This window comes from Ensifer sp. PDNC004 (assembly GCF_016919405.1).
In the GTDB taxonomy this organism is placed as follows: domain Bacteria; phylum Pseudomonadota; class Alphaproteobacteria; order Rhizobiales; family Rhizobiaceae; genus Ensifer.
The window spans coordinates 151,340-163,040 of record NZ_CP070354.1 but is presented as its reverse complement, the minus strand read 5'-3'; the positions used below and the strand labels follow the sequence as shown (position 1 = coordinate 163,040).

Sequence of the window (11,701 nt, the reverse complement as noted above, 5' to 3'; positions counted from 1 at the left end):
TCCGATCGCTCTTCTTGCGCATTGGAATTTCGACATATGGACAAGCGCGCGGCCTTTCGCAGCTGGTGGCTACCGAGCCTATTCGCCCTGCCGCAGATCATTTTGATCCTGCTCTTCTTCTACTGGCCAGCGGTCGCCGTGTTGCGATGGGCCTTCACGCTGGAGCCGCCGTTCGGCGGGGCGGCAGAGTTCGTCGGCTTGGCAAACTTCCAGGAAGTGTTTGCCGATCCGCTCTATTGGAACTCGGTCGGCGTCAGCCTGGCATTTGCCCTTTGCGGCACGCTTGCCACCATTTTCATCGGCCTTGTCCTTGCCCTTGCGGTCGACCGGCAACTGCCGGGTTCGGCGCCGTTCCGGTTCCTCTACATTCTGCCCTATGCGATTGCCGGGCCTGCAGCCGGCATGGCCTTCCGCTTCATCCTGTCGCCGGAGCGCGGGCTGATGGCATCGGTCAACGCCGCCTTTCCTGACTTCTGGAACCCGGCCAAATACGGCAGCCACGCCCTCATCCTCGTCATCGTCGTCTTTGCCTGGAAATGGGCGGGCTATACCTTCATCTTCCTGCTTGCCGGCCTGCAGTCGGTTCCGCGTTCGCTGATCGAGGCGGCCGCGATGGACGGCTGCGGCCCGATCCGCCGCGCGGTCGATATCCAGATCCCGTTGTTGGCGCCAACGCTCTTCTTCCTGCTGGTCATCATGATGACCGAGGGTTTCGTCGGCGCCGACACCTACGGCATCGTCGCCCGCACGACCGATGGCGGCCCGAACCACGGCACCGACGTGATGGTCTACCGCATCGTCGAGGAGGCGTTCCGCGGCCTGAACTACTCCGGTGCGTCAGCCCAGAGCCTCGTGCTCATCGGCCTCATCATGATTTTCACCTTCATCCAGTTCCGCTTCATCGAGCGCCAGGTCCATTACAAGTGAGGCTCCCATGATCCAGCGGACACCCTTTGCCAACGCCCTGACCTATGGCGTGATGATCTTCGGCTTCCTGCTCTTGATCGGTCCCTTCATCGTCATCGTGTCGGGCGCCAGCCAGACTTTCCAGCAGGTCAACGCCATACCCTTCAGCTTCGTGCCGCAGGATCGCCTGTTGGAGAACATGGGTGCGGCCTGGTCGCGCGCCAGTCTCGGAACGGCGATGCTGAACAGCTTCGTTATGGCAAGCCTCGTCACGGTCGGCAAAGTGGCGCTGTCGGCGCTAACGGCCTTTGCCATCGTGTTCTTCCGAACACCCTTGAAAGGCTTCTTCTTCTGGATGGTGTTCATCACCCTGATGCTGCCGCTCGAAGTACGCGTGGTGCCGACCTATGCCGTCGCCGCCGACCTGTTCCAGCCGATCCGCTTGCTGATTTCCGCCGTCACCGGCTTCGAGGTCTCCGTCGATTGGAACCTTCTCAATTCCTATGCCGGCCTCACTTTGCCGCTGATCGCCACGGCGACCGGAACCTTCCTCTATCGCCAGTTCTACCTGACCCTGCCGGACGAACTGGCGGAGGCTGCGCGCATGGACGGGTCGGGCGCGATCCGCTTCTTCATCGATATGCTGCTTCCGCTCTCGCGCACCAACATGCTGGCACTGACGACGATCATGTTCGTCTACGGCTGGAACCAGTATCTCTGGCCGCTCCTGATGGTGACGGACCCGCAATACAAGACCACGATGATGTCGCTGGTAGCGCTCCTGCCCACCGACAACGGCACGCCGGACTGGAATGTGACGCTCGCCGGATCACTGATCATCATGCTGCCACCGCTCGTCGTCGTCGCCGTCTTACAGCGGTGGTTCGTCCGCGGCCTCGTGGCCACGGAAAAATGACCCCGCTTTCCCCAATCAGAACAGACAGAGAGGTCCGCGCTCATGGCTGACATCGCAATTCGCGCCGTGCGTAAATCCTACGGCAAGAACCCCACCCTGCATGGCATCGACCTCGCTTTCGCATCCGGAGAATTCGTCGTGATCCTCGGCCCGTCCGGCTGCGGGAAATCGACGCTTCTGCGGATGATCGCGGGGCTTGAGGAGATCACCGCGGGTGAGATCGCGATCAACGGAAAAGTTGTGAACAAGCTCGAACCGCGCGAACGCGGCTGCGCCATGGTGTTCCAGAACTACGCCCTCTACCCGCACATGACCGTTGCAGGAAACATCGGCTACGCGCTGAAGGTGGCGGGCGTCGCAAAGGCGGAGCGGCTCCGCCGGATCGAGGAAACGGCCAAGATCGTCGGGCTTTCCGACTATCTCGATCGCAAGCCGGCCGCCCTTTCCGGTGGCCAGCGGCAGCGCGTCGCCATGGCGCGCGCGATCATTCGCGAGCCGAACGTGTTCTTGTTCGACGAGCCGCTGTCGAACCTGGACGCCAAGCTCCGCGTCACCATGCGGGCCGAAATCCGCAAGCTGCATCAGCGTCTCGCAGCAACGTCTGTCTTCGTCACACACGACCAGGTGGAAGCAATGACGCTGGCTGACAAGCTGGTGGTGATGAACAGGGGCGTGGTCGAGCAGGTGGGCCAGCCGCTCGACGTCTATCACCGGCCGGCAAGCGTCTTTGTCGCATCCTTCATCGGCTCACCGGCGATGAACCTGTTCGACGCCACCGTCGATGTTGAAAATGCTTGCCTCACATTCGGCGGCACGAAGATGCCGATCAACAAGGGCCTTGCCACGCGACTGGGCGCAAGACAGATCACTGTCGGCATTCGCCCGGAACAATGCGTCGTTGCGCCGGACGGCGTCTCGATCAAGGTGGATTTCATCGAGGAACTCGGCTCCGGCCGCGTCATTCACTCGGACCTGAACGGCTATCCTTTCGCCGCCGCCGTCGACGAGCATCTGCGCGTGCGGTCGGGTGATCGCGTTACCCTGAAGCTGCCGCTCGCGCACCTCCACCTCTTCGACAAGGAAACCGGTCGCCGGATCGAGATCGATCTGGAGCCGCGCGCCGTGAGCAGTTCCGCCAGCCAACCGACACTCCAAGCAGTCTGAACACTTCCATAGATCAGGAGAACCGTAATGAACGACATCATTTCCGCCGTGGGATTCTGCAACCGGACAGGCAAGGGCGATCTTTCGAGCCTTGACGCCTCGCTCCGTGAAGTTGCCGAGACGGGCGCCGACGCCTGCGAGATCGGGATCTATGGCGAAGAGATCGTCAGCGGCGGTCGTATCATCGAAGACCGTGTCCAGCGCGTCGCCGAGATCACCAAGAAGTACACGTTCAACAAGCTGTCGCTGCACGGCCAGATCGTCTCCAATTTCATGGATCGCCAGCACCACCATCTGCAGAAGAAGGTCGTAAGGACGATGCTTGAACTCTGCGACCGGCTTGGCGCAGGGATCCTCGTCCACCACTCCGGCGCAGCACAGCTTGCCGCCGGCGAGAGCGCCGCTGACCTCGACAAGATGGAACGCGACGCTCTTGCGGAGATGGCGGACGTCGCAAAAGGTTACGGCGTTCGCATCGCACTTGAGAACATCTTCACCACGGAAAGCGGCCAATACCGGCAGACGCCGAGCCAGGTTGCCGAAACGGTGCGGGCGATCGGTTCCGACAACGTCGTCGCGCTCATCGACTTCTCGCATGCCTATATCGAGGCCACGCATCGCGGGCTCGATTTCCGCGACGAACTCAGGGCCATGGCCCCGATGACCGGTCACCTGCATGTGCACGATAGCTTCGGCCTGCCCTATACCATGAACCGCTTTTATCATCCGGCAGAAGCGACCGCGCTCGGCATCGGTGACCTGCATCTGCCGATCGGCTGGGGCGACATTGCCTGGGATGACATCTTCTCTGAACTGACCTTCCTTCCGGATACGACGCTGATCATGGAAATTGGCGCCGAGCGCTTTGCCGATCAGCAGCCGGCGTCCCTGGAGCACGCAAGGCGCCTGGCGGCGCGTGTGGGGCTTCGGCGCGCTGCTTAACGTGCCATCGACCGCCCTGGGGCTGAATAGTCCTTCCGGCTTGTCGCAAGCAAAGACGCCGACAGGATCAAAACGGTACCGAGGCGCACGATCGACAAGACGTGCGCCTCAACTTGCCCCCCACACCGTGCTTCTGGTCTGCGCCTCTCAGCCGCCCGGCATCGCCTGCGACTGAGCCATATCGATGAGGTCGTCTCCTGGCGGTGACGTGAACGGGGACCGAAGATTCCTCCTTCGGCTTCCGCAAGCATTTTCATGCGAGGAATAGAACCGGCGACCAGTGTCTCGATCGCCGGCTCAACCGTCTCACCGGTCGCGCGGTGAACGACAGGGGGACTAGCTGGTCTTCCTGTCGAGATCCACGCCTTCGAGCTTCGCCACCAGCATAGCGCGATCCTCAACTGACCTGAGGCGTACCGTCAAGGCGGTACTCTTGACCGGAACCTGCGGGGGAAGGGACAAGGCGATCCCTGGGATGTTCTCGGCGGCCCACTGTTTGAATCGGGGCAGCTTGTTTGCGCCGCTGATCGGCAAAGTATGACTGTATCTGAAGCTCATCGCTTATTCTCTCTGTATGCGGATTTGGCCGGATAGGTCGGCCTTTGAAGGATCAATGCTGAGGAAGGCCCTGGCGCCGCTCTTGCCGTCGCAGGTAGTGGCGCCAGGCGATTAGCGTGCGCGACTGACCCTATGGCTGCAGACGGACTTGACTGGTCGCCGCCACGTTTCGAGGTACGGGGACGTCGACACGGGCCTAACGCCTCAACATGAGGATCTCGTCGAGCGAGGATTTCTTCCCGGCGGCGCCGGTCGGTGCTTCCAAACATTCAGACGCGGCATCCAGGGTGCGCACGAACTCCGAAAGTTCGCGGTCATCAAGCGTGTCCGCCGCCGCTGCGAGCGAAAACCACCTCCGCTGCCTTTGCGCTTTTTCCCGCCAATCAACCAGCGTCCCGCGCACGTTCAGTCCGAACACCGCCACGCGGCAGACAACGCTTGCGCCGTTGTCCAATTGTTTCATGTAGCGATAGGTCGTCACCGGCGCCTTGGAGAGGACACCGATGACACCGCCCTCCTCCAATGCTTCCCGCGATGCGGTCTGACGGGGCGCAAGGCCCTTCATTGGCCATCCCTTGGGCACGATCCACCGCCCGCTCCTGCGCGACGTGACGAGCAATATCCTTGCCTCGCCATTCCTGGCGATGCGCCAGGGAAGAGCTCCGACCTGCTGCATCTCTTCCGGTGCGGCCTCCGCAGCGGCGCAAGTGTTCCTGGTGTCCGTCATTTTCCGCTCCCTTTGCCAAACGCGCAGAGAGCCGGCAGACGCGCACTCCGTTCGCGCGCGGCGCACGCGTTGCGGCGGGCGGCGGCGCAGTGCGTCTTGCACCACGGGCAACGGCGAGCAGAAAGGGGAAGATGCCGGTTGCAAACGATGCAAACGGGGCGAGTTGGAGACGCGGGCACGGGTACACTCCGTCAATCATGAACCGCACTGTTGGTCAGTGGATTCCCGGAGCGGCGGGGGCTGTGGCGGCGTTACAGGATCAGGGCAGCCGGCTCCGGGTAAGGGAGCGTGCTTGATCGATGAGCCGCGATATCCTGATGAAAGTTTCCGTATCCATACCCTTCACATCGCCCTTTCCTTCCAGCACATCAATGGGCAATTTTGTCGCGCCGTGAACCTGATGGGGTGGATGTTTGACGACGTCGCCACCATCGTCCTGACGATGAGCAGAAAGGATCTCGTCGCGGGCCGGTTCGATGCCGTCAGGGTCCAGGTTTCCAACTAGAGTGTCATCCCGCCCCAGCCGGAACTGGGCCGAGATACACGCCTCAGTCGTGGCGCCGGCGCGCTACAGTCCCGATAGCTCCTTGAGGCTTTTCTCGACGATATCGAACATCTCGTCGACCTGCGCCTTGGTGATGATCATGGGCGGGCAGAAGGCGATCGCGTCGCCGATGTTGCGGGAGATCAATCCGTTCTTCTGCAACAGAGCCGCGGCCCGAGCGCCCATCGTCCCCGTCGGCGCGCCGTCGGCGGCCTCCAGCTCCAGGGCCCCGATCAGCCCGACACCGCGCGCTTCGACTGCAAGGGGGTGCCGCTCCAGTGCGTTGAGGCGCTCGAGAAAATGTGGTGCCAGCCGGCGCACGTTTCCGACGAGATCGCGCTCCTCAATGATCGCCAGGTTCTCCAGCGAAACCGCAGCGGCGACGGGATGGCCGCTTGCGGTGTAACCATGGCCGAGTGTGCCGATCCGGTCTGCCTCGGATGCAATAGGCTCGTAGACGCGCGCGTTGATCATCAGCGCCGAGATCGGCTGATAGGACGAGGAGAGCTGCTTGGAGACCGTCATGATATCGGGACGCAGCCCATAGGTTTCCGAGCCGAACATGTTGCCGGTGCGGCCGAACCCGCAGATCACCTCGTCGGCGATGAGCAGAATATCGTAGCGGTCGAGCACTTCCTGGATGGCCGCCCAGTAGCCTTCCGGCGGTACGATGACGCCTCCCGCCCCCATCACCGGCTCGCCGATGAAGGCGGCAATCGTTTCCGGCCCCTCCTCCAGGATCATGGCCTCCAGTTCCTCGGCGCAGCAACGCGAGAAGGCAAGCTCGTCCTGTCCCGGTTCCGCACCCGTGCGATAGTGCGGGCAGGTCGTGTGCAGGATGTTGGGAAACGGCAGATCAAAGGAACGATGATTGTTGGGCAGGCCGGTCAGGCTCGCACTCAGCGCCGTCACGCCGTGATAGCCCTTGATCCGAGAGATGATCTTCTTCTTCTCGGGTTTGCCGAGCGCGTTGGAACGATACCAGACGAGCTTGATCGCCGTGTCGTTCGCCTCCGAACCGGAATTGGCAAAATAGGCCTTGGACATCGGCACTGGCGCAAGAGACACCAGCTTCTCCGCGAGATCGGCGACCGGGCCGTGCGATTTCTGCGAGAAGGTATGGTAGTAGGGCAGCTGGCTCAGCTGTTTGCGTGCGGCCTCGACGAGCCGCTTCTCGCCGAAGCCGACGGCGACACTCCAAAGCCCCGCCATGCCCTCGATATAGCGCTGGCCGCTGTTGTCGAAAACGTGGATGCCCTCCCCGCGTTCGATCACCATCGGCCCTTCACGCTCCAGACGTCGGGGATTGGTATAGGAATGGAGGTGGTACGCCATGTCCCGCGCTTCGGTGGAATTTGGCTGTGCGGTCATCGGCGTCTCCCTGCTGCAATTTCAAAGCGTGATATCATAAGTAATCCAATCGGTACGCGACGCGACCCGGTCATAGAGCGTTCGTGCACGATAATTGTTGTCGCGCGTGATCCAACGGATTGAGTTCCAGCCGCGTTCGCGCCCGATGTCGGCAACCGCACGGATCAGCGTGGCGGCAGCGCCGCTCCCGCGCGCCTCAGGTGCAACGAACAGATCGTCGAGAAAGCCGCCGCGCGCCGCGAATAACGGCCGAATGTATTCGCGAAAGTGCGTCAGGCCGATCGCGCGGCCAGCGCCGTCGAGCGCAAGGCGGCATTCGAGCCGGCCGTCCTTGATCCAGCCCCACACCCGATCGCGCATCTCGTCGGTCTGTTCGACGCCGTAATAGCTGGCAAACCCCGCATGCAGTTCGTTCCACGCGGACCTGTCGCCCTCAGTTACGGCGACGATCGTGATATCGCCCATTGTTACCCCCGACCCCGGGTGGGCGAACCACCCACCCTCCAGGCATTTTTGACGCTACTGCCAGCCGGCCGCCGAACGCTTGCGATACATCTCCCGGAACTGGGCTGTGGAGACCGGCAGCAGATCGCCGCTGTCCCAGTCGAGGATGACCGCATAGCGACGCACGGCGTCCAAGGCATCGATCTCGCCGGCCTTGAACCGCCCGGAGACATCCTGCGGGTCAGCCGCCAGCCAATCGTTGCGTTCCGCCCGGATCCGCCGGCGCAAGGCAACGGTCGCATCCTTGTCGATCTCAAAGGCGCAGATTTCCGGATCGATCGGTTGAATGACGACGCCATAGTCCTTGGCAGCGCGTTCGACCGAGACATAGTCGTCGATGACATCCTCCAGCACCCGCTTCGGATCGCGCTCCAGCGGATCACCGAAACCACCACCGCCGGCGGTCGGACGAGAGAAGACGTCGCCTGCTTCGATCGCGACGTCCGAGAAGGTTGCGCCGAGCCACTCCTTTTGCCCGGTCGCCTCGCGCGTCAGCGTCAGACCGTGCGGTATCGAGGGCAGGCCGCCCTCGATACCCCAGACGATCGCCCGCTCGCGGTCGCAGATATAGGAAATGACCGTGCTCTCCGCCTCAAGCATGCGCGAGGTCTTCATGACACCGGCCCCCCCGCGCCACTTGCCTGGTCCGGCAGAATCCTTGAGCACCTCGAACTCGGTCGTCAGGATCGGATTTGCGCGCTCCTGCCCCTCGACCGGCTGCGCCATCAATCCAGTGCCGAAGCAGGCGGTGGTGACATTGCAGCCGTCTTTCCCGTTGCGCCCGCCCCAGCCCCCCGGCAGCCAGTCATAAAACATGAAGATCGGCTTTTCTTTCGCCCGGGCATCGCGCCCACCGGTCAGGAGATATTCGAGGTTGAAGGCGCAGGCGATCGCCCGCTCCGGAATGATCTTCGACCAGATCTCATAGATCGCATTCATGATCTTCTCGAAGGGCATCAGGAAGCCGGTGACCGCCACCGGCCATTTCGCATCGACGATGGAACCCTCCGGGGCGATAATCTCGAAGACGCGGTAAAAGCCGCTGTTGAGCGGAAGGTCCGGGAAGAAGGTTTTCATACCGGCGGCAACTGCCGAGAAGGTGGCGCCGAATGCCGAGTTGTAGATCGACCCGATCGTCGGGTGGCTACCGGTGAAATCGTAGATTACCCGATCGCCCTTGATCGTCAGCTTGACCTTGATCGGGATCATGCCCTCGCTGCCGACCGGATCGCGGTCGATGAAGTCCTGCGTTTCCCAGGTCCCGTCCGGCAGCGCTGCAATGCGCTGGCGCATGGCGCGTTCCACATAGTCTTGCACGGCACCGAGGCCCTGCTTCACGGTGCCTTCCCCGTATTTGCCGACGAGCCGAAGGATTTCGCGCTCGCAGACCTGGGTGGCCTGCGCCTGGGCGTGGATGTCGCCAATGATCGAGGCCGGATCACGCGTGTTCGAAGCGATCAGGTTGGCGACGTCCTTGCAGAACCGGCCGCGGTCGAAGAGCCGGATCGGCGTGATGCGCATGCCCTCCTTGAACATCTCCTTCGCAGCCACGTCGAACGAGCCCGGCACGCTGCCGCCGAGGTCCGACCAGTGGCCGTTGGACTGACTGAAGGCGATGATCCGGCCGTCGACGAAAATCGGGCGGATCAGACGCACGTCGTTGAAATGCGTGCCGCCGGCATAGGGATCGTTGATGGCATAGACGTCGCCCGGATGCATGTCGCCGTCGAAGGCGCGGATGACGTCCTTGCAGGTGAAATGCAGGGTGCCGACATGCACCGCGATGTCCTGGTTTCCTTGAGCGGCCGAATTGCCTTCTGCATCATGCAGCGCGCTCGAGAAATCGCGGTTGTAGATGACGAAGGAATAGCAGGTCCTCAGTATCTGCTCTGCCATCTGGTCGACGCTGGTGATGAAGGAATTCTTCAGCACCTCGAAGGTGACGGGATCAAGGCTCTGCTGTTCAGACATTCTTCTCACCTTCGATGCGGATGATGATGTTGAGGAACTGGTCGACTTCGGCGCGTGTGTCCGGTGGAATGACGACCGTGGAATCGAGCTGTTCGACGATGGCAGGCCCGGAAAGAACGAGCCCGGCCGGCAGGGTTTCGCGCTCGTAGACCGGCGTATCCAGGCCACGTTCTCCATCGAACCAGACGATGCGCCGCGTCTTCGGCTCGGGCACGATGCCCGTCGGCTTATGGCGCGCCAGCGTCGCCTTCGGCACGACGCCGATCGCCTTCAGATTGATGCGGAAGAGGCTCACCGGCGTTTCGTCGCGGCGGAAATTATATTCGCGCTCGTGTTCGCGGTGGAAGGCTTCGACGAGCGGCGCGATCTCGGTCATGGCCGAAGGGGCTGAAACCGCGAGCGAGCGCCATTGGCCGAGATACATCATGTCGATGCTGCGCTGGAGCACCACGTCCTTTTCGGCGACACCCTCGTGTGCAAGCCGTTCCAGCGCCTCTTTTTCAAGACGGAGGAAGGCTGCCTCGATCGCTGCGGGATCGGCATCGGCTGCCGCCTTGAGGTAGCTTTCCGAGAAGTCGTGCTGCATGTCGACAAGTAGGCAGCCGAGCGCCGAGGTCACGCCGGGATTGGGTGGCACGATCACAGCCGGGATCGAAAGCTCCCGGGCGATCGCCGCCCCGTGCAGCGCGCCGGCACCACCGAATGCGACCAGCGCAAAGTCGCGCGGATCGTAGCCACGGCTGATGGAGATCAAACGTACCGCATCGGACATGTTGGCATTGGCGACGCGGATGATCGCGTCCGCAGCCTCGTGCAGACCGAGGCCGAAGGGCGCGGCGACGCCGTCCTTGACCGCAACTTCTGCCAGTCCCGCATCAAGCGTGATCTTGCCGCCGGCCAGACTGGTGCCCAGGCGACCGAGGACGACATTGGCATCGGTATTGGTCGGCTGTTTGTTGCCCTTGCCGTAACAAGCCGGGCCCGGATTGGCGCCGGCCGATTGTGGGCCGTTGCGCAACGAGCCCGCCTCATCCGTCCAGGCAAGCGATCCGCCACCGGCACCGATCGTCAGCACCTCGATCGAAGAGAAGCGGATCGGGTATCCGAATTCGATGAACCAGTCTTTGGTCACCCGCGATTGCCCGTCATAGGCAAGCGACACGTCGGTCGAGGTGCCGCCCATGTCGAGGCCAATCGAGTTTTTGAAGCCGCAAAGTTCGGCGATGTATTTGCTGGCGATCGCGCCGGCGGCGATACCGGAACCGGCAAGCCGGGCGGCAAAGTCCTCCACGCTCTTCGGCGTCATCACCCCGCCGCCTGTATGAAGCAGCAGCAGGTCGCGCTGATAACCGTCCGCGGCAAGGCGCTTGCCGAGCCTCGAGGTATAGTCGACGACGACCGGGCTCAGTGCCGCATTGGCCACCGTGGTCGAAAACCGCTCGTGTTCGAAGATCTCCGGCAGTACTTCCGACGAGGTCGAGACCGGCACGCCGGGCATCACCTCCATCAGGATCTCTTTCATCCGCCGCTCGTTCTCGCCATTCATGAAGGCGTTCATGAAGCAGACCGCGACGGCGGCGACGTTGCGGCGCTTGAGGATACGGGCGACGTCGCGGGCTTCTTTCTCGTCGAGCGGCGTCACCACTTCGCCCTGGGCGTCGACGCGCTCCGAAACGACGAGCCGGTCGCGTCTTGGCACGTAGGGCGGCACGACATCCTTGTAGGTATCCCAGAGGTCTTCCTTGTTGGCGCGCCGGATTTCGATGACGTCGCGGAAGCCTTTCGTCGAGACCATCGCCGTGCGCGGCAGGCGCCGGGTGATCAGGGCATTGGTGGCAACGGTGGTGCCGTGCGAAAACAGCGCCACCTTTTCGAGATCGATGCCGGCCTTTTCCACGCCCGACATGATGCCATCGATCGGGTCGACAGAGGATGATGTCTTTTCGACGCGGATGAGGCCAGTCGTCTCGTCCATGATGCAGATGTCGGTGAAAGTGCCGCCGACATCGACCGCTACGCGAAGGTTCTGCAAGTTCCGTCTCCTGTCTCGAAAGTAGAAATTGGGCAAGGCTTCGCCATCGGCCAAAGCGACCGCTGG

General features: G+C 62.4%; 11 protein-coding genes. 5 read left to right on the top strand and 6 right to left on the bottom strand.

Annotated elements, in window-relative coordinates; translation table 11 throughout:
- The first annotated feature begins 36 nt into the window (after positions 1-36).
- From JVX98_RS29095 to JVX98_RS29080, 4 genes are read left to right on the top strand one after another with little or no spacing between them, the layout of a single operon-like run.
- The gene (locus JVX98_RS29095; protein ID WP_060521199.1) at positions 37-927 is read left to right on the top strand and encodes a carbohydrate ABC transporter permease; all 891 of its coding nucleotides are present in this window, start codon (positions 37-39) and stop codon (positions 925-927) included.
- Between the two features lie 7 nt (positions 928-934).
- The gene (locus JVX98_RS29090; RefSeq protein WP_205239907.1) at positions 935-1,822 is read left to right on the top strand and encodes an ABC transporter permease subunit; all 888 of its coding nucleotides are present in this window, start codon (positions 935-937) and stop codon (positions 1,820-1,822) included.
- 42 nt (positions 1,823-1,864) lie between these two features.
- Positions 1,865-2,986, top strand: a complete 1,122-nt coding sequence (locus JVX98_RS29085) for a sn-glycerol-3-phosphate import ATP-binding protein UgpC (protein WP_205239906.1) — start codon at positions 1,865-1,867, stop codon at positions 2,984-2,986.
- A 27-nt stretch (positions 2,987-3,013) separates the two neighbouring features.
- Positions 3,014-3,928: a TIM barrel protein gene (locus JVX98_RS29080; RefSeq protein ID WP_205239905.1), complete on the top strand. Its 915-nt coding sequence runs from the start codon at positions 3,014-3,016 to the stop codon at positions 3,926-3,928.
- 336 nt (positions 3,929-4,264) lie between these two features.
- Here JVX98_RS29080 and JVX98_RS29075 read toward each other — a convergent pair whose 3' ends face one another.
- Positions 4,265-4,486 (bottom strand): hypothetical protein, encoded by a 222-nt coding sequence (locus tag JVX98_RS29075; protein ID WP_205239904.1) that lies wholly within the window; start codon positions 4,484-4,486, stop codon positions 4,265-4,267.
- Positions 4,487-4,682: 196 nt separating this feature from the next.
- A complete protein-coding gene (locus JVX98_RS29070; protein WP_205239903.1) occupies positions 4,683-5,213 on the bottom strand; it encodes an NUDIX hydrolase in 531 nt (176 codons plus the stop codon).
- A gap of 292 nt (positions 5,214-5,505) precedes the next feature.
- On the opposite strand from JVX98_RS29070, the gene JVX98_RS29065 reads away from it, so the two are divergent.
- Positions 5,506-5,718, top strand: a complete 213-nt coding sequence (locus JVX98_RS29065; RefSeq protein ID WP_205239902.1) for a hypothetical protein — start codon at positions 5,506-5,508, stop codon at positions 5,716-5,718.
- 63 nt (positions 5,719-5,781) lie between these two features.
- On the opposite strand, the gene JVX98_RS29060 is transcribed toward JVX98_RS29065, so the two are convergent.
- From JVX98_RS29060 to JVX98_RS29045, 4 genes are read right to left on the bottom strand one after another with little or no spacing between them, the layout of a single operon-like run.
- Positions 5,782-7,128, bottom strand: coding sequence for an aspartate aminotransferase family protein (locus JVX98_RS29060; protein ID WP_205239901.1), 1,347 nt, complete (start codon positions 7,126-7,128; stop codon positions 5,782-5,784).
- Between the two features lie 21 nt (positions 7,129-7,149).
- Entirely contained in the window at positions 7,150-7,593 is a 444-nt protein-coding gene (locus JVX98_RS29055; protein WP_192449058.1) for a GNAT family N-acetyltransferase, read from the bottom strand.
- A gap of 54 nt (positions 7,594-7,647) precedes the next feature.
- Positions 7,648-9,603, bottom strand: a complete 1,956-nt coding sequence (locus JVX98_RS29050; protein ID WP_205239900.1) for a hydantoinase B/oxoprolinase family protein — start codon at positions 9,601-9,603, stop codon at positions 7,648-7,650.
- Positions 9,596-11,635, bottom strand: coding sequence for a hydantoinase/oxoprolinase family protein (locus JVX98_RS29045; protein WP_192449056.1), 2,040 nt, complete (start codon positions 11,633-11,635; stop codon positions 9,596-9,598). Before JVX98_RS29045 ends, JVX98_RS29050 begins: the two co-directional genes overlap by 8 nt.
- Positions 11,636-11,701: the final 66 nt, after the last annotated feature.

Coding starts and splice junctions, on each gene's coding strand:
- JVX98_RS29095 (WP_060521199.1), top strand. CDS start 37: ATGGACAAGCGCGCGGCCTTTCGCAGCTGGTGGCTACCGAGCCTATTC.
- JVX98_RS29090 (WP_205239907.1), top strand. CDS start 935: ATGATCCAGCGGACACCCTTTGCCAACGCCCTGACCTATGGCGTGATG.
- JVX98_RS29085 (WP_205239906.1), top strand. CDS start 1,865: ATGGCTGACATCGCAATTCGCGCCGTGCGTAAATCCTACGGCAAGAAC.
- JVX98_RS29080 (WP_205239905.1), top strand. CDS start 3,014: ATGAACGACATCATTTCCGCCGTGGGATTCTGCAACCGGACAGGCAAG.
- JVX98_RS29075 (WP_205239904.1), bottom strand. CDS start 4,486: ATGAGCTTCAGATACAGTCATACTTTGCCGATCAGCGGCGCAAACAAG.
- JVX98_RS29070 (WP_205239903.1), bottom strand. CDS start 5,213: ATGACGGACACCAGGAACACTTGCGCCGCTGCGGAGGCCGCACCGGAA.
- JVX98_RS29060 (WP_205239901.1), bottom strand. CDS start 7,128: ATGACCGCACAGCCAAATTCCACCGAAGCGCGGGACATGGCGTACCAC.
- JVX98_RS29055 (WP_192449058.1), bottom strand. CDS start 7,593: ATGGGCGATATCACGATCGTCGCCGTAACTGAGGGCGACAGGTCCGCG.
- JVX98_RS29050 (WP_205239900.1), bottom strand. CDS start 9,603: ATGTCTGAACAGCAGAGCCTTGATCCCGTCACCTTCGAGGTGCTGAAG.